Raw genomic sequence first — 16,873 nt, forward strand, 5'->3', positions numbered from 1 at the left:
GACTCCCGCCCAACCCCCTGTCAACCCAAGTTTTTCAGTGCCCCGCCACGGGTTTCACCCACACGGCGTGACCGAAGGGTCAACTCGCGTGATTGAACAGTCGACACGCGTGATCAGAGGGTCGACACGCGGCCCCGCCGTGTCGACCCTTCAATCACGCGTGCCGGCTTCCCCATCACGCGTGTCGGCGTTTCCGTCACGCGGCGGGGCCGGTGATGGCGCGGCGGAAGAGGGTTTCGATCTCCTCGCGGGTGGGGCGGGGGTCGGCCAGGGCGGCCTGCATCAGGAGGCCGCAGAACAAGCCCGCGAGGAGGCGGCCGGTGAGCGGGTCCGTGCGGGAGCCGAAGAAGGCGATCAGGGCGTCGTCCCACGCCGCGCTCGCCTTGCGCAGCCGGGGCCGGTGCAGCGCGGCCACGTAGAGGTCGTACTCGACCACCGTGTCGCGGTACTGCTCGTTGATGTAGCCCATGACCAGGTCGGCGAGGGCCGCGGCGAAGTCGGTGTCCGGCGGGAGCGCCGACTCCCACTCCTTCAGCGCGTGGACGTTCTTCTCCGCCGCCTCGACCAGGGCCACTTCCAGCAGGTCGTCCAGGGTCGCGAAGTGGTAGGTCGTCGAGCCCAGCGGCACGCCCGCGGCGGCCGCGACGGCCCGGTGGGTGACGCCGTCGATCCCCCGCTGGGCGACGACCTCGATCGCGGCCTTGGCGATCCGCGCCCGCCGTTCCGGGTCGTTCGGGCCGCGACGCCGGGCCGCGGCGGGTTCCGTGTTCGACATCGGTGTCGAGCCCCCTTGTGGACATCTGTACACGCTTCGCGTACAAATGTACGCACTCAACGCGCCGAGCAGCCACTACCGATCCGGGAAGGGCCGCATGAAAGACCTCCACATCGACGGGATCTGGGCGGACGCGTCCGCCGGCACCCGCTCCGACGTGCTGAACCCCGCCACCGGCCAGGTCATCGAGACCGTCGCCGAAGCGGGTCGCGAAGAGGTCGACGCCGCGGTCAGAGCCGCGAGGCGGGCCTTCGACGAAGGTCCGTGGCGGCGGACGACCGCCACCGAACGCGGCGCCCTGCTGCGCCGCACAGCCGACCTCCTGGTCCGCGATCGCGAGGAACTGGCCCGCACCGAGAGCCTCGACACCGGCAAGACCCTCGGCGAAGGCCGCATCGACATCGACGACGTGACCAACGTTTTCCGCTACTACGCCGACCTCGCGGACAAGGACGCCGGACGCCTGGTCGACGCCGGCAGCGCGAGCGTGGTCAGCCGGATCGCGCACGAACCGGTCGGCGTCTGCGCGCTCATCGCGCCCTGGAACTACCCCCTGCTCCAGATGTCCTGGAAGGTCGCGCCGGCGCTGGCCGCGGGCAACACCGTGGTGCTCAAGCCCAGCGAGGTCACCCCGCTGACCACGATCAAGCTGGTCGCCCTGCTCGAAGAAGCCGGCACGCCACCCGGCGTCGTCAACCTGCTGCTCGGCGACGGCCGCGTCGGCGCGGCGATGGTCGAGCACCCGGCCGTGGACCTGGTCTCGTTCACCGGCGGCTACGCGACCGGCGAGAAGATCATGACCGCCGCCGCGAAGGGCGTCCGCCGGGTCGCCCTCGAACTCGGCGGCAAGAACCCGAACGTCGTCTTCGCCGACGCCGACTACGAAACGGCGCTCGACTACGCCCTGATGGCGGCGTTCGTCCATTCCGGACAGGTCTGTTCAGCGGGCGCGCGGCTGATCGTCCAAGATGGCATCCATGATCGGTTCGTCGCCGACCTCGCCGCGCGTGCCGACCGCATCCGGGTCGGCGACGGCTTGGACCCGGAGACCGAAACGGGTCCGCTCGTCTCGGCGCAGCACCGCGCCAAGGTCGAGGGCTACATCGAAAGCGCTCTCGCGGAGGGCGCCCAGCTCCGGGCCGGCGGCAAGCGCCCCGAAGGACCGGAGTACGAAAGCGGTTTCTTCCTGCGTCCCACCGTGTTCTCCGGCTGCACCCCGGAGATGACGATCGTCCGGGAAGAGGTCTTCGGCCCGGTCGTCACCGTGGAACGCTTCACCGACGAGGCTGACGCGATCGCGCTGGCCAACGACACCGAGTACGGGCTCGCCGGAGCCGTGTGGACGTCGGACGCGTCCCGCGCCCAGCGCGTCGCCGGGGCCCTGCGCCACGGCACCGTGTGGATCAACGACTACCACCCCTACCTGCCCCAGGCGGAGTGGGGCGGGTTCGGCAAATCGGGCATCGGCCGCGAACTCGGGCCGTCCGGGCTGGCCGAGTACCAGGAGAGCAAGCACATCTACCAGAACATCGATCCCGTTCCGCAGCGCTGGTTCAAAGGCTGAAGCTTCCCCCACCACCCGTGAGACTCTCACACCTAAGGACGCTGCCATGACCACCCAGGAAATACCGGCGGGCGGGGGGCCTGCTGCCGACGACAACTCCGACCTCGAAAAGTTCGGCTACCGCCAGGAGCTGGAGCGCTCGCTCGGCTCGTTCTCCAGCTTCGCCGCCGGCTTCAGCTACATCTCCATTCTGACCGGCGTGTTCCAGCTGTTCTTCTTCGGCTTCGGCTCGGGCGGACCGGCGTTCATCTGGACGTGGCCGCTGGTCTTCGTCGGCCAGGCCGCCGTGGCCCTGTGCTTCGCCGAGCTCGCCGGGCAGTTCCCGCTCGCCGGCTCGGTTTACCAGTGGGCCAAGCAGATCGCGAAACCGGTGACGTCGTGGCTGGCCGGCTGGATCATGATCATCGGCGCGATCGTGACGGCGGCCGCCGTCGCGGTGGCGTACCAGATCATCCTGCCGCAGGTGTCGACCGCGTTCCAGCTCGTCGGCAGCGACGAAGACGCCGGCCTGACGTCGACGCCGGGCGGCGCGCAGAACGCCATCATCCTGGCCCTGGTGCTGGTCGTGTTCGCCACGATCGTCAACATCATCGGCGTCAAGCTGATGGCGAAGATCAACAACTTCGGCGTCGCGGTGGAGCTCGGCGCGAGCGTCCTGCTGGTGATCGCGCTGGCCATCCACATCAAGCGCGGCCCCAGCCTGGTCTTCGACACCGCCGGCACCGGTGAGGGTCACTCGTTCGGGTATCTCGGGGCGTTCCTGGTGGCGTCGCTGATGAGCGCGTACGTCTTCTACGGCTTCGACACCGCGGGCTCGCTGGCCGAGGAGACCACCCAGCCGCGGCGGCACGCGCCCCGCGCGATCCTCCGGGCGATCACGGCGGCGTTCATCGTCGGCGGGCTGATCATGCTGTTCGGCATGATGGCCGTCGGCGACCTGAGCGCCAAGGAGCTCAGCACGTCCGGCATGCCGTACCTGCTGAAGAGCACCCTCGGCGAGGGGCTCGGCGACGCCTTCCTGATCTGCTCGGCGATCGCGATCACCGTCTGCTGCCTCGCCGTGCAGACCGCGGCGATCCGGATGACCTGGGCGATGGCCCGCGACGGCCGCCTGCCGTTCAGCAAGGCCATGGCGAAGGTTTCGCCGCGCTCGAAGACCCCGGTGCTGCCGGCGCTGCTCACCGGCGGGCTCACCGTCGTCGTGCTGCTGATCAATCTCGGCAACCAGCGGGCGTTCTTCATCCTGACCTCGACGGCGATCATCCTGTTCTACATCCCCTACCTGATGGTCACCGGCCCGATGCTGGTGCGCCGCCTGCGCGGCGGCTGGCCGCGCCCGGACCACGGCCCGTACTTCAAGCTGGGCCGCTGGGGCACGCTGGTGAACCTGGTCGCCGTGGTCTACGGCGCGGCCATGACGATCAACCTGATCTGGCCGCGGGCCGAGGTCTACGGCTCCGACCACTGGTACTTCCAGTGGGGCGCGGTGATCGTCACCGGGCTGATCGTGATCATCGGTGCGATCATGCTCTACGTCCGGCGCCACACCTGGGGCTCCGCGCACACGAGCCCCGAACACATGCCCGACAACGCCCCGGACACCCTGCCCGGCTGAGGAGGACGCATGAGCACCGATACCTACGACTTCGTCATCGTCGGCGGTGGTTCGGCGGGCTGCGCGCTGGCGAACCGGCTCTCCGCGGACCCGGCGAACAAGGTCCTCGTCCTGGAGGCGGGCCGGTCGGACTTCAAGTGGGACGTCTTCATCCACATGCCCGCCGCGCTGACCTTCCCGATCGGGTCGAAGTTCTACGACTGGGGCTACCGCAGCGAACCCGAGCCGTACATGAACCGCCGTCGCATCTACCACGCGCGCGGCAAGGTGCTCGGCGGGTCGTCCAGCATCAACGGGATGATCTTCCAGCGCGGCAACCCGATGGACTACGAGCGCTGGGGCGCCGACCCCGGGATGTCCACTTGGGACTACGCGCACTGCCTGCCGTACTTCAACCGGATGGAAAACTGCCTCGCCGATGCGCCGGACGGGCAGTGGCGTGGCCACGACGGTCCGCTGGAACTGGAACGCGGCCCGGCTTCGAACCCGTTGTTCACGGCTTTCTTCGACGCCGCCGAGGAAGCGGGCTACCCGCGCACCGACGACGTCAACGGCTACCGGCAGGAGGGCTTCGCGCCCTTCGACCGGAACGTCCGGAAAGGACGGCGGCTGTCAGCGGCCGGCGCCTACCTGCACCCGGTGATGGACCGGCCCAACCTCACGGTGAAGACCCGCGCGTTCGTCTCGCAGATCCTCTTCGACGGCACGCGCGCGGTCGGCGTCGAGTACGCGCAGGGCCGGGGCGTGCCGGCCGAGGTGTACGGCAAGGAGATCATCCTCTGCGGCGGGGCGATCAACACGCCGCAGCTGCTGCAGCTCTCCGGTGTCGGCAACGCCGCCGACCTGGAGAAGCTCGGCATCGACGTCGTGAAGGACCTGCCGGGCGTCGGCGAAAACCTGCAGGACCACCTCGAGGTGTACATCCAGTACACCTGCAAGCAGCCGGTGTCGATGCAGCCGTCGCTGGCGAAGTGGAAGCGGCCCTACATCGGCGCGCAGTGGCTGTTCCTGCGGTCCGGGCCGGCCGCCACCAACCACTTCGAAGGCGGCGGGTTCGTCCGGTCCAACGACGACGTGAAGTACCCGAACCTGATGTTCCACTTCCTGCCGGTGGCGATCCGCTACGACGGTTCGGCGCCCACGGAAGGGCACGGCTACCAGGTGCACGTCGGCCCGATGTACGCCGACACCCGCGGCTCGGTGAAGATCACCTCGACCGACCCGCGGCAGCACCCGGCCATCAAGTTCAACTACCTCTCGACCGAGAACGACCGCCGCGAATGGGTCGAAGCGGTGCGGGTGGCGCGGAAGATCCTCAACCAGCCCGCGCTGGAGCCGTACAACGGCGGGGAGATCTCGCCCGGACCGTCCGTGGAGACCGACGAAGAGATCCTCGACTGGGTCGCCAAGGACGCCGAAACCGCGCTGCACCCGTCGTGCACGACGAAGATGGGTGTGGACGACATGTCCGTCGTCGACCCGGAGACCATGCGGGTGCACGGCACCGAGGGCCTGCGCGTGGTCGACGCGTCGGTGATGCCCTACATCACCAACGGCAACATCTACGCCCCGGTGATGATGACCGCCGAGAAGGCCGCCGACCTGATCCTCGGCAACACCCCGCTGGCCCCGCTCAAGCTGCCGTTCTACCGGCACGGGGAGAACTAGCCTCCGGCGTCGCAGCGCCCGTACCGCCATCCCCGGTACGGGCCTTCGACGTGCCCGGAATACCCGTTATCCGGTAACGAAAACTACCCGGGCGTACCCCCTTGACGACGTCCTCCGGGGGATTCAGACTTTGTTGCGTATCACAGTTGATGTTCCCCTATGCGCAACAGTCTCGGAGGACCCATGATGCGCGCGTGCACGGTGGACGAACTGCCCCCCGGAGAGTCGGTCCGGATCCCCGGGCCGCCCGCCATCGCGGTGTTCCACACCGAGGACGGCGAGCTGTACGCCATCGGCGACACGTGCACGCACCAGGACGCCTCCCTGGCCGACGGCTGGCTCGAAGGCTGCTTCGTCGAGTGCCCGCTGCACGCGGCGCTGTTCGACCTGCGCACCGGCATGCCGACCTGCCTGCCGGCGAAGGACCCGGTGCGCACGTACGCCGTGGTCGTCGACGAAGGCGTCATCTACGTCCGGGGCGTGGCCGACGAGGACGCCGCGTGAAGCGCGTCGCGGTCGTCGGCGCTTCACTCGCCGGGGTCCGCGCGGCGCAGGAGCTGCGCGCACAGGGGTACGACGGCGGGATCGTGCTGATCGGCGACGAGCCGCACCTGCCCTACGACCGGCCGCCGCTGTCGAAGGCCTTCCTGGCCGGGACGGCGTCACGGGAGTCGCTGGAGCTGCTCGACACGGGCGATCTGGCGTCGCTGGCCCTGGACTTCCGGCTCGGCGTCCGGGCGACGGCGCTGGAGCCGGCCAACCGGCGCGTGCTGCTTTCGGACGGCACGTCGGTGCACGCGGACGGCGTCGTGATCGCCACCGGCGGCCGGGCGCGCCGGCTGCCAGGCTTCGCGGGCGCCCACACGCTACGGACGGTCGACGACGCACTCGCTCTGCGGTCCGCTCTGGTGCCCGGGGTGCGCGTGGCCATCGTCGGAGCCGGGTTCATCGGGGCCGAAGTGGCCTCGACCTGCCGTTCTTTGGGGCTCGACGTCGTCGTCCTGGAGGCGCTGGCCGCGCCGCTGGCGCCGGTCCTGGGCCCGTCGCTGGCCGCGGTCTGCGCCCGGCTGCACCTCGACCACGGCACGGACCTGCGCTGCGGCGTCCAGGTTTCCGGCCTCACCCCGGCCGGCGTCGAGCTGGCTTCCGGTGCGCTCGTCCCGGCCGACGTGGTCGTGGTCGGTGTCGGGATGACGCCGGCGACCGAGTGGCTGGCGGGCTCGGGGTTGACGGTCGGCAACGGCGTCCACACCGACGCGGGACTGGTCACTTCGCTGCCTCAGGTCGTGGCGGTGGGCGACGTGGCCCGGTACGCGGGACAGCGGCACGAGCACTGGACGAACGCGTCCGAGCAGGCACCGGTCGCGGTCGCCAACCTGCTGGCCGGGCACAGCGCGCGCACCTACACCCCGAGCGGATACGTCTGGTCGGACCAGTATTCGGGGACCTTGCAGCTGGCCGGGCACCCCCGCCCGGACGACACGCTTTCGTTCGTGGACGGCGACCCGTCGTCGTCTTCGTTCGTGGCGACGTTCTCGCGGGACGGCTCGACGGTGGGCGTCTTCGCCCTGAACAACGCGAAGCTGTTCAACCGCCTGCGCCGACAGGCCCTGCGCCGCCCGGCGACCGTCTGAAAGTCTCAACCGGGTGTTCAAGGATACGCTTCACGGGGGTGGAGCTGAGTCTTGACGAACTACGCGCGTTGACGGGCTGGGCCGCGGCCTGCGCGTCCCGGGTCCTGCCGCTGTACGAGTCCCGCGTCCCGGGTGACCTTCGCCCGGCCGCGGCGATCGACGCGGCGCGAGAATTCGCTTCGGGCGCCCCGCGCACCAAGGCCCTGCGCACGGCGGCGTGGGCGGCACTGGCAGCGGCCGGCGCAACCACCGACCCGGTCGCCTCCGCCGCAGCCCGCGCGGCGGTCGCCGCGGCCGGGGCGGCGTACCTGCATCCCCTGGCGTCGCCACACCAGGTGAAGCACATCGTGGGCCCGGCCCAGCAGGCCGCCCTGGCCCGCGAACTCGCCGGCGATTCCGCGCCGGCCGAGATCGAGTGGGCCCTCGCGCAGGCGCCACCGGAGGTGAGCGCCCTCCTGCACCGCTTCCCACCGGGCAAACCGGGCAAAACCCGCCTGGGCGAGTTGCACCGCCAGCTGGAGTCCGCCCTCCGCACCCGTGCCTGAAGGGGCATCACCCGTGTCTGGAGAGGCATCACCCGTGATTGAGAGGGCATCACCCGTGATTGAAGGGGCATGACTCCTGATGCCCGCCAATCACACGTGATGCCCGTCCAATCACGGGTGATGCTTCTTTGATCACGCGAGATGCCTGGTTGAGCACGGCCTTCAGAGGGCGAGGTCGTCCAAATCGGACTCCAGCCTGGCCCGCCAGGTCCAGCGGCGTTCCGTGGTGTCCGCCTCCTCCGGGGCCGGCGGGCCCAGCGGGAGCGCCGGTTCCGTGACCCCGAACGTCACCCGGTACGCCAGCACTGACGCGGCCGTCCGGATCCAGGCGTCACCCGTTGTGCCGGACGGCGGGGCGACACCCAGCGCGTTCCCGAACCACGTCGGCAGCAGGACGTTCGAGCCCAGCGCGTCGGTGATCCGGGTGCGCAACCGCACCTGCAGGTCGTGCCACGCTCGTTCGGACCGCTCCAGCTGGGGCACCACCCGCGCCTCGACCGCGTCCGCCTCGCGCAACGCCAGCCGCGCCTTCTCCGCCGCGGCCGAAGCCGCCGGGATCTCCTCGTCCAGCAACGTCCGGCGCCGGGTCGCCAGCGCGCGCAGCCGGGACTCCGCGTCGCCGCGTGCCCGGGACGCGCGGTCCGTCGAGGCCAAGACGCCGATGACGTCCAGGAGGTCGGCGTCGCACCGGGAAAGCGCCCCGCGCACCGCGTCCAGGTGCGCGATCTCCTCCGCGTACCGGGCCCGCTGCTCCTTGGTGACGAGCTCCTTGTGCAGGTCGTCCCACCGCGCCGCCTCGGCCGCGAGCGCCCGCGTCTCCGCGCCGACGTCGTCCAGGTCCGCCTGCGGCACCCCGTCGGCCACGCGCACCGCGCGCTCCAGGACCCGGACCTGCTGCCGCAGCCGCTCCAGCTGCCGGGCGAGCAGGTCGATCCGGTCGTCCTGGCGGTCCGGGCCGCCGCTTTCGAGCCGCTCGGTCAGTTCGGCGACGTCCTGACCCAGGCGGTCGTCGGCCGCGCGCAGCCCGTCGACCGCCGCGAACAGCTCGTCCAGGTCGCGGCGCGCCGGATCGGCGGTCTCGAGGTACTCGTCCGAGAACTCGGGATCGTCGCCGTAGGTCGCGTAGCCGTGGCTCACGGGAGCCGGCTTTCCCGCCACAGCAGCGCGATCGTGCCCGCGGCACCCAGCGCCGCCAGGATCGTGAAGACGGCGGCCGCGGTCCACGGGAGCAAGGCACCGGCCAGCGCCAGCGCCGTGACCGTGCCCGCCCACGCCGCCCGCGTGCGCTCGCGGATCACGGCTCCGGCCCGGCGGACCGGGGCGAAGCCGATCCACAGGCCCGCGCCGAACAGCGGCACCAGAACCAGCAGCCAGACCGGCGAAAGCACCTCGAACAGCACCAGCGCCGCGGCGGCCAGCGGCACCAGGACGGGCGCGGCCGCGAACCAGACGACCGCGCGCTGCGTCGCCGCGTGACGGGACTCGAGCTCGGCGTCGGCGAGGCGCCGCCTGGCCTCGTCGAACGCCAGCTCGGCGTCGAGCAGCCGGTGGGCCGTCGCGACGAGCCCGTCCATCTCCTCGACGTCCGCGGGCGGGGTCGCGAGGCCGTCCCGCAGGTCCTGCTTGAGCCGGGCGACGCGGCCCTCCGCCAGGTCGCGGTCGTGCTGGGCCGGTGTCGTCACGCGACCACTTTAAGTGCGACCACCGTCACCACCGGCCAAGGCGGCCGGTGAGTCGTCAGAGGTCTCCGAGCGCGGTGACCGGTGACTCCACGCAGTCGGCGACGAACCGCAGGAACCCGCCCGCCGTGCCGCCGTCGCAGACGCGGTGGTCGAAGGCCAGCGTCAGCTCGCAGATCTTCCGCACCGCCAGCGCGCCGTCGACGACCCACGGCCGGTCGATGATCCGGCCGATGCCGAGGATGGCCGCCTCGGGGTGGTTGATGATCGCGGCCGAGCCGTCGACGCCGAAGACGCCGTAGTTGTTCACCGTGAAGGTGCCGCCGGTGAGGTCCGCGGGCGCGAGCTTGCCGTCCCGGGCCGTGCGGGCGCGCTCGCCGATCGCCGCCGACAGGTCCCGGGTGGACAGCTCCCCCGCGTCCCGCACCACCGGCACGACCAGCCCGCGGTCGGTCTGCGCGGCGAACCCGAGGTGGATCTCGTCGAGCAGGACGATTTCGCCGCCTTCGACGCGCGAGTTCAGCTCGGGATACCGGCGAAGCCCCGCGACGGCGAACCGCGCGATCAGCCCGAGCAGGCTGACCGGCCGGTCGGTCTTGGCGTTCAACGCCGCGCGGGCGGCGACCAGCCCGGTCGCGTCGACGTCCACCCAGACCGTGGCCTCGGGAATCTCCCGCCGGGACGCCGTGAGCTTGTCGGCCACGGCCTTGCGAACCCCGGTCAGCGGGATGCGCTCGCCCTTCGCGACCGGCTTCTTCAACGCCGCTTCGACATCGGCGCGGCGGATGATCCCGTCCGCGCCGGTGGCGGTGACCTTCGCGAGGTCGATCCCGTTGTCCGCGGCCAGCTTCCGGACGAACGGCGAGATCACGCCGGGCGCCTGCTTCGGCCGCGTGGGCGCGGTGGTGCTCACCGGACGCCGCGCGCGCTTGCGCCGCGTCGTCGGCGCGGTGCCGTAGCCGATCAGGACGTTGCCGCTGCCCGAAGACGTCGTGACCCCGGGTTCGGCGAACCCGCCGACGCTCAGCAGCGGCGCGCCGACCGGCAGCAGCTGTCCCGGCTCGCCGTGCAGCGCGGACACCACGCCGGCGAACGGCACCGGCACCTCGACCGCCGCCTTCGCCGTCTCCACCTCGACGACGACCTGGTCGACGTCGACGGTGTCGCCGACCTTGACCCGCCAGTCCACGATCGCCGCCTCGGTCAGGCCTTCGCCGAGGTCCGGCAGCAGGAAGTCAGGCACCGGCCACCACCGGCGTGTCGTCCCACTGCAGGCGCGCGATCGTGTCGAGGATCCGGTCGACGTCGGGCAGCTGGTGGCGCTCGAGCTTCGGCGCCGGGTACGGGATGTCGAGCCCGGTGACCCGCAGGACGGGCGCGTGGAGCTGGTGGAAGCACTGCTCGGTGACGCGCGCGACGACCTCGGCGCCGTAGCCGCCGAAGCCCGCGGCTTCGTGGACCACCACGGCCCGCCCGGTGCGGCGCACGGAAGCCGTCACGGTCTCGTCGTCGAACGGCGACAGCGAGCGCAGGTCGACGACCTCGACGTCCCAGCCCTCGGCCTTCGCCGCGTCGGCGGTTTCCAGCGCGGTGGCGACCATCGGGCCGTACGCGATGAGCGTGACGTCCTTGCCGTGGCGGCGGACCACGGCCCGGTCCATGGCCGGGCCGGAGCGGGTGAAGGTGACCTCTTCGCTCGACCAGTAGCGGCACTTCGGTTCGAGGAAGACCACCGGGTCGGGCGACTCGATGGCGTCGCGGAGCAGGTCGTAGGCGTCCTGCGCGGTGCCCGGCGTGACGACGCGCAGGCCCGGCGTGTGCGTGTAGTAGGCCTCGCTGGAGTCGCAGTGGTGCTCGACGCCGCCGATCCCGCCGGCGTAGGGCACGCGGATCACCATCGGCAGCGAGAGCGCGCCGCGGGTGCGGTTGCGCAGCTTCGCCACGTGCGAGGTGATCTGCTCGAACGCCGGGTAGGCGAAGGCGTCGAACTGCATCTCGACGACCGGCCGGAACCCGCCCATCGCCATCCCGACGGCGAACCCGACGATGCCGGACTCGGCGAGCGGCGTGTCGAAGCAGCGGTCCTCGCCGAAGTCGGCGGTGATGCCGTCGGTGACGCGGAAGACGCCGCCGAGCGTGCCGACGTCCTCGCCGAACACGAGGACGCGGTCGTCGTCCTTGAGCGCGTCTCGCAGGGCCGCGTTGAGGGCCTGCGCCATGGTGGTCGTCATCAGGCCTCCAGTTCGGCTTCGAGCGCGGCCCGCTGGGCTTCCAGCTGGCGGGTCGGCTCGGCGTAGACGTGGTCGAACAGCGACAGCGGGTCGAGCTCGGGCTCGGCGTTCAGCGTGTCGCGGACGGACTGGGCGAACACCTCGGCGTCGGCCGCGAACCGGTCGATTTCGCTGTCCTGCAGCAGGTTCTGGCTCTTGAGGAACGTTTCCAGCCGCTTGAGCGGGTCCGCTTCGCGCCACTTCGCGACTTCTTCGGCGTCGCGGTAGCGGGTGGCGTCGTCGGCGTTGGTGTGGGCGTCGATGCGGTAGGTGTGGGCCTCCACGAGGACCGGCCCCTTGCCTTCGCGCGCGTGCTTCACCGCGTCGTCGAGGACGGCCAGGACGGCGACGGCGTCGTTGCCGTCGACCTGCTCCGAGCGCATGCCGTAGCCGATGCCCTTGTACGCCAGCGCGGCGGCGGCGCTCTGCTTCTCGAAGGGCACCGAGATGGCGAAGCGGTTGTTCTGCACGAAGAACACGACGGGCGCCTTGAAGACGGCCGCGAAGTTGAGCGCTTCGTGGAAGTCGCCTTCGCTGGTGGCGCCGTCCCCGATGAGCGCGAGCGCGACGGCGTCTTCGCCGCGTCGCTGCATCGCGTGCGCGAGGCCGACGGCGTGCAGCGTCTGCGTCGCGAGCGGAGTGCACTGAGGCGCTACGCGCGTCTCGACCGGGTTGTAGCCGCAGTGCGCGTCGCCGCGAAGGAGCGTAAGGACTTCGCCGGGCTTCAGGCCGCGGGCGACGAGGGCGACGGAGTCGCGGTAGGTCGGGAAGAGCCAGTCCCGGGTTTCGAGGGCGAGCGCCGCGGCGACCTGGCAGGCCTCCTGGCCGGCGCTGGAGGGGTAGACGGCGAGCCGGCCCTGCTTGGTGAGCGCGGTCGCCTGGACGTCGAACCGGCGGCCCCGGACCATCAGCCGGTAGGCCTCCTTGAGCCGTTCTCCCGCGGGTTCGCCGTACGCGCCGTGCTCGCCGGCCCGGCTCCCGTCTTCGGCGACGAACCGCACCGGGGTAGCGGACGGCAGCAGGGTCTCCACAGCCATGGCGCACACCACCTCTCCCAGACATATGATGCTGAAATGGTCGTTCTCGGCGGTGTTCTGTTCAAGGGTTGGCGGAAATGAGCGACAAACTGTCTCCAGGAGGGCCATCGGGCGCCCAAACGTCCACCGGTGTCCTGGCTCACGGGGGTCTGCCGGGACGAACGGTCCCGGCCCTGGACGACGTCGACCGGGCGATGCTGGCGGAGCTGTCCGCGGACGGCCGTCTCGCGGTGCGCGCGCTGGCGGAAAAACTCCACATCTCGCGGACGAACGCGTACGCGCGGCTGGAGCGCTTGATGACGGAGGGGGTGATCACCGGCTTCGGCGCGCGGATCGACCCGCGCCGGGCGGGCCTGGGCACGTCGGCGTACATCATGGTGACGGTGGAGCAGACGTCCTGGCGCACGATGGCGACGGACCTGCACGAGATCCCGTACGTGGACCACGTGGCCCTGGTGGGCGGCGACTTCGACATCCTGCTGCTGGTCCGGACGCCGGACAACTCGACCCTGCGGGACGTGGTGCTGGAGCGGCTGCAGGCGCTGGAGGGCGTGCGGTCGACGCGGACTTGGCTGATCTTCGAGGAACTGCCGGGCTCGGTGCTGAGCTGAGCCGTCGGCTGCCGGGCCCGGGCGAAGCCGGCGTTGCGGAGGCCTCAGTCGTGCAGCTTCAGGTCCATCGAGATCGCGCCGCCGAGGTCGAGATCGAGATCCGGCCAGAACCGGCCACCACTGCCGTCACCGCCCCGGCCTGGTCCGCCGTCGTCCCAGGATCGCCCCGGATGCCGGCCGCGCCGCGAAGTTCATCCGGCCGGCGGGGCTCTCAGAACGTCCACGTGAGCACCACCTGCCCTTCCTCGGCGGCTCCGCCGGCCGCGCGGTAGGTCGCCTTCGCCGGCGCGTTGTCCCCTTCCGTGACGACCCACATGCCGTAACACCCGCGCTCGCGAGCCAGTTCCCCGAGCGCCGTCACCAACGACCGGCCGAGGCCCTGCCCGCGGAAGCCGTCGTCGACGCCCAGTTCGTACAGGAACATCTCCGTGCCCTTGTCCGGGTGGGTCATCTCCACGCCGGTCACCATGCCCGCCGGGACGTCGTCCACGTACGCGACCAGCAGGTGGTGGCCTTCCGCGGCGAGGAAGCGCTCGGCGGCGTCCCGCCGCGGGGGCTCGTCGAACAGGTGCCCGGCCGCCAGGAGCGGATCGAGTGAGACCACACGGCGGATGTCCATGGGGCAAAACCCTTGCCCCTCAGTGCTCTTGACCGCAAGCGCATTACGCGATAGGAGTGACCCCACCACCGAGCGACTCTTAGTTTATGTCGAGAATTAACACGCCCTGCAAATAATCGAAACCCTTGACGCCCTCCCCGTCGCGCGGTGAGGATCGGCCGGTCCGCCGTTCATCGCAGAATGGACCAGTCCATGGCCAGAAGATCCCGCGCGTGGTCTCGTGCGCGCCGAAGTTCGCTCGTCACGCTGATGAGCCTGAGCCTGCTGGGCGGGATCGCCCAGGCGACGCCGGCCCAGGCCGCCGAAGTGCCCCAGCCGGTCATCGGCCAGCCGGCCAAGGACAAGGACGGCTGCGCCAAGATCGAAAAGAGCCTGCCGACCCTGGCGGACTGGCCGAAGGTCGACAGCCGGCTCAAGGGCAAGGCCGGCGACGAGCAGCGGATCGCCGAAATCCTCAAGGGCATGACCCTGGAAGAAAAAGTCGGGCAGATGACGCAGCCCGAGATCGCCGCCATCACCCCCGACGAGGTCCGCCAGTACGCCATCGGCTCGGTCCTCAACGGCGGCGGCTCGTGGCCCGGCGGGAAGAAGTACGCCACCCAGCAGGACTGGCTGAACCTCGCCGACTCCTACTGGGACGCCTCCAAGACCAGCCGCACGAAGATCCCCGTCATCTGGGGCATCGACGCCGTGCACGGCAACAACAACGTCTACGGCGCCACCGTCTTCCCGCACAACATCGGCCTCGGCGCCGCGCACGACCCGTGCCTGGTCCGCGACGTCGCCGGCGCCACCGCCCGGCAGATCCGCTCCACCGGCCAGGACTGGGCCTTCTCGCCCACCCTCGCCGTCGTCCAGGACGACCGCTGGGGCCGCACGTACGAAGGCTTCTCCGAGGACCCGCGCATCACCCGCGCGTACGGCTTCGAAGCCATCGACGGCCTCCAGGACGGCGCCACCAAGCGCATCGGCTACAACGGCGTGATCGCCACCGCCAAGCACTTCATCGGCGACGGCGGCACGATCAACGGCCAGGACCAGGGCGTCAACCCCTCGTCCGAAGCGGACATGATCAACATCCACGGCCAGGGCTACTACGGCGCGCTCGCCGCCGGCTCCCAGACCGTGATGGTGTCGTTCAACAGCTGGACCAACGCCGACCTCGGCATCACCGAGGGCAAGCTGCACGGCAGCGACAAGGCGCTGAACCAGATCCTCAAGGGCAAGATCGGTTTCGACGGCCTCGTCGTCTCCGACTGGAACGGCATCGGTCAGGTCACCGGCTGCACGAACTCCTCGTGCCCGCAGGCGATCAACGCCGGCATCGACATCGTGATGGTGCCGAACGACTGGAAGGCGTTCATCACCAACACCGTCGCCCAGGTGCAGAGCGGCCAGATCCCGATGGCGCGCATCGACGACGCCGTCACCCGCATCCTGCGCGTCAAGCTGCGTGACGGCCTGTTCGAGTCGCAGAAGCCGTCCGACCGCTCCTACGCCAACTCCGACGAGGCGCTGAAGGACAACTGGCTGGCCCGCGACGCCGTCCGCGAGTCGCAGACGCTGCTGAAGAACAACGGCAACGTGCTGCCGCTCAAGCCGGCGTCGAAGGTCCTGGTGGTCGGCAAGAGCGCCGACAACATCCCGAACCAGACGGGTGGCTGGACGCTCAGCTGGCAGGGCACCGGCAACACCAACGCCGACTTCCCGAACGCCACCTCGATCCTGACGGGCATCAAGCAGGACCTCGGCGACGCGAACGTCACCTTCGACGCCACCGGGACCGTCGACCCCAAGGGCTTCGACGCGGTCATCGCCGTCATCGGCGAGACGCCGTACGCCGAGGGCGTCGGCGACCTGACCCGCAAGTCGCTCGAGGCGTCGAAGCTCTACCCCGAGGACCTGGCCGTGCTGGACAAGGTCAGCGGCAAGGGCACGCCGGTCGTCACCGTGTACGTCGGCGGCCGCCCGCTGTACATGAACAAGGAGATCAACCGCTCCGACGCGTTCGTGGCGGCCTGGCTGCCCGGCACCGAGGGCGGCGGCGTCGCCGACATGCTGGTCAAGGGCAAGGACGGCACCGGCTACCAGGGCACGCTGTCGTACTCGTGGCCGAAGAGCGCGTGCCAGTCGCCGCTCAACCCGTGGTCGCCGGGCTACGACCCGCTGTTCAAGCTCGGCTACGGCCTCAAATCCGGGCAGCGCGTGACGGTCGGGCAGCTGGACGAGACCTCCGGGCCGGCGTCCTGCACCTCGACCGGCGGCGGCGGGACGGCGACCCAGGACCTGTCGATCTTCGACCGCACCGACGTCCCGCCGTACACGAGCCAGATCGGCTCGGCGGAGAACTGGGGCGGCACGGTGATCGGCCCGGACGGCACGGCGGCGCACAGCGAGATCAACGTCGTCCCGGCGGACGTCAACGTGCAGGCCGACGGGCTCAAGGCGACCTGGACCGGCGCGGGTGCGGCCCAGCTGTACATGCAGAACACGGCGGGCACGAACGACCTGCGCGGCTATTTGAACGCCGACGCCGCTCTGGAGTTCGACACGGTCGTGCAGCAGGCACCGGCCAACCGGGCGGTGATCAGCATGCACTGCGTCTACCCGTGCTTCTCCGAGGTGAACGCGACGAAGCTGTTCACCGACCTGGCGGGCGGCCCGAAGACGACGGTGAAGATCCCGGTGTCCTGCTTCAACAACGGGCTGGACTTCGAGCACATCAACACCCCGTTCCTGGTCTACACCGACGGCACGTTCCAGGCTTCGTTCGCGAACGTGCGGTGGGTACCGAAGGGGGCTCAGGATCCGGACGCGAGATCCTGTTCGAGCTTGACCTGACGGCGACCGGGCCGG

Annotated in this window: 15 protein-coding genes; 8 read left to right on the top strand and 7 right to left on the bottom strand. The window is 70.5% G+C overall.

Going from position 1 to position 16,873, the window contains the following annotated elements:
* Positions 1-196 precede the first annotated feature (196 nt).
* Entirely contained in the window at positions 197-775 is a 579-nt protein-coding gene (locus AB0M30_RS18730) for a TetR family transcriptional regulator (RefSeq protein WP_103338364.1), read from the bottom strand.
* A 97-nt stretch (positions 776-872) separates the two neighbouring features.
* Between AB0M30_RS18730 and AB0M30_RS18735 the strand changes: the two genes are divergently transcribed.
* The 6 genes from AB0M30_RS18735 to AB0M30_RS18760 all read left to right on the top strand — a co-directional run bounded on the left by AB0M30_RS18735 (position 873) and on the right by AB0M30_RS18760 (position 7,801).
* Positions 873-2,339 carry an aldehyde dehydrogenase family protein gene (locus AB0M30_RS18735; protein ID WP_364585260.1) on the top strand — a complete coding sequence of 489 codons (1,467 nt, stop codon included), beginning with the start codon at positions 873-875 and terminating at the stop codon, positions 2,337-2,339.
* A gap of 46 nt (positions 2,340-2,385) precedes the next feature.
* Positions 2,386-3,954 (top strand): amino acid permease, encoded by a 1,569-nt coding sequence (locus tag AB0M30_RS18740; RefSeq protein WP_364585261.1) that lies wholly within the window; start codon positions 2,386-2,388, stop codon positions 3,952-3,954.
* 9 nt (positions 3,955-3,963) lie between these two features.
* On the top strand, positions 3,964-5,622 hold the full coding sequence (betA, locus tag AB0M30_RS18745; protein ID WP_364585262.1) for a choline dehydrogenase: 1,659 nt from the start codon (positions 3,964-3,966) through the stop codon (positions 5,620-5,622).
* A 183-nt stretch (positions 5,623-5,805) separates the two neighbouring features.
* Entirely contained in the window at positions 5,806-6,126 is a 321-nt protein-coding gene (locus AB0M30_RS18750; RefSeq protein WP_360179084.1) for a bifunctional 3-phenylpropionate/cinnamic acid dioxygenase ferredoxin subunit, read from the top strand.
* Positions 6,123-7,256 (top strand): FAD-dependent oxidoreductase, encoded by a 1,134-nt coding sequence (locus tag AB0M30_RS18755; RefSeq protein ID WP_364585263.1) that lies wholly within the window; start codon positions 6,123-6,125, stop codon positions 7,254-7,256. The genes AB0M30_RS18750 and AB0M30_RS18755 overlap by 4 nt, the downstream gene beginning before the upstream one ends.
* Positions 7,257-7,294: 38 nt before the next feature.
* A complete protein-coding gene (locus AB0M30_RS18760) occupies positions 7,295-7,801 on the top strand; it encodes a putative immunity protein (RefSeq protein ID WP_364585264.1) in 507 nt (168 codons plus the stop codon).
* A 162-nt stretch (positions 7,802-7,963) separates the two neighbouring features.
* On the opposite strand, the gene AB0M30_RS18765 is transcribed toward AB0M30_RS18760, so the two are convergent.
* From AB0M30_RS18765 to pdhA, 5 genes are read right to left on the bottom strand one after another with little or no spacing between them, the layout of a single operon-like run.
* Positions 7,964-8,938, bottom strand: coding sequence for a hypothetical protein (locus AB0M30_RS18765; RefSeq protein WP_364585265.1), 975 nt, complete (start codon positions 8,936-8,938; stop codon positions 7,964-7,966).
* Positions 8,935-9,483 carry a hypothetical protein gene (locus AB0M30_RS18770; protein WP_364585266.1) on the bottom strand — a complete coding sequence of 183 codons (549 nt, stop codon included), beginning with the start codon at positions 9,481-9,483 and terminating at the stop codon, positions 8,935-8,937. Before AB0M30_RS18770 ends, AB0M30_RS18765 begins: the two co-directional genes overlap by 4 nt.
* 55 nt (positions 9,484-9,538) lie before the next feature.
* A complete protein-coding gene (locus tag AB0M30_RS18775; protein WP_364585267.1) occupies positions 9,539-10,723 on the bottom strand; it encodes a dihydrolipoamide acetyltransferase family protein in 1,185 nt (394 codons plus the stop codon).
* Positions 10,716-11,711: an alpha-ketoacid dehydrogenase subunit beta gene (locus AB0M30_RS18780; protein ID WP_103338373.1), complete on the bottom strand. Its 996-nt coding sequence runs from the start codon at positions 11,709-11,711 to the stop codon at positions 10,716-10,718. The genes AB0M30_RS18775 and AB0M30_RS18780 overlap by 8 nt, the downstream gene beginning before the upstream one ends.
* A complete protein-coding gene (gene pdhA / locus AB0M30_RS18785; RefSeq protein WP_364585268.1) occupies positions 11,711-12,787 on the bottom strand; it encodes a pyruvate dehydrogenase (acetyl-transferring) E1 component subunit alpha in 1,077 nt (358 codons plus the stop codon). Before pdhA ends, AB0M30_RS18780 begins: the two co-directional genes overlap by 1 nt.
* A gap of 134 nt (positions 12,788-12,921) precedes the next feature.
* Here pdhA and AB0M30_RS18790 point away from each other — a divergent pair, with 134 nt between their 5' ends.
* Positions 12,922-13,398, top strand: coding sequence for an Lrp/AsnC family transcriptional regulator (locus AB0M30_RS18790; protein ID WP_364585349.1), 477 nt, complete (start codon positions 12,922-12,924; stop codon positions 13,396-13,398).
* Between the two features lie 211 nt (positions 13,399-13,609).
* Here AB0M30_RS18790 and AB0M30_RS18795 read toward each other — a convergent pair whose 3' ends face one another.
* The gene (locus AB0M30_RS18795; RefSeq protein ID WP_364585269.1) at positions 13,610-14,017 is read right to left on the bottom strand and encodes a GNAT family N-acetyltransferase; all 408 of its coding nucleotides are present in this window, start codon (positions 14,015-14,017) and stop codon (positions 13,610-13,612) included.
* Between the two features lie 249 nt (positions 14,018-14,266).
* Here AB0M30_RS18795 and AB0M30_RS18800 point away from each other — a divergent pair, with 249 nt between their 5' ends.
* Positions 14,267-16,858: an exo 1,3/1,4-beta-D-glucan glucohydrolase gene (locus AB0M30_RS18800; RefSeq protein WP_364585350.1), complete on the top strand. Its 2,592-nt coding sequence runs from the start codon at positions 14,267-14,269 to the stop codon at positions 16,856-16,858.
* The last annotated feature ends 15 nt before the right edge of the window (positions 16,859-16,873 follow it).

The organism is Amycolatopsis sp. NPDC051716, from assembly GCF_040681595.1.
Classification (GTDB): domain Bacteria; phylum Actinomycetota; class Actinomycetes; order Mycobacteriales; family Pseudonocardiaceae; genus Amycolatopsis.

Excerpts from the sequence above, each read along its gene's own strand:
- AB0M30_RS18730 (WP_103338364.1), bottom strand. The coding sequence starts at position 775 with ATGTCGAACACGGAACCCGCCGCGGCCCGGCGTCGCGGCCCGAACGAC.
- AB0M30_RS18735 (WP_364585260.1), top strand. The coding sequence starts at position 873 with ATGAAAGACCTCCACATCGACGGGATCTGGGCGGACGCGTCCGCCGGC.
- AB0M30_RS18740 (WP_364585261.1), top strand. The coding sequence starts at position 2,386 with ATGACCACCCAGGAAATACCGGCGGGCGGGGGGCCTGCTGCCGACGAC.
- betA (WP_364585262.1), top strand. The coding sequence starts at position 3,964 with ATGAGCACCGATACCTACGACTTCGTCATCGTCGGCGGTGGTTCGGCG.
- AB0M30_RS18750 (WP_360179084.1), top strand. The coding sequence starts at position 5,806 with ATGATGCGCGCGTGCACGGTGGACGAACTGCCCCCCGGAGAGTCGGTC.
- AB0M30_RS18780 (WP_103338373.1), bottom strand. The coding sequence starts at position 11,711 with ATGACGACCACCATGGCGCAGGCCCTCAACGCGGCCCTGCGAGACGCG.
- pdhA (WP_364585268.1), bottom strand. The coding sequence starts at position 12,787 with ATGGCTGTGGAGACCCTGCTGCCGTCCGCTACCCCGGTGCGGTTCGTC.
- AB0M30_RS18795 (WP_364585269.1), bottom strand. The coding sequence starts at position 14,017 with ATGGACATCCGCCGTGTGGTCTCACTCGATCCGCTCCTGGCGGCCGGG.
- AB0M30_RS18800 (WP_364585350.1), top strand. The coding sequence starts at position 14,267 with ATGAGCCTGAGCCTGCTGGGCGGGATCGCCCAGGCGACGCCGGCCCAG.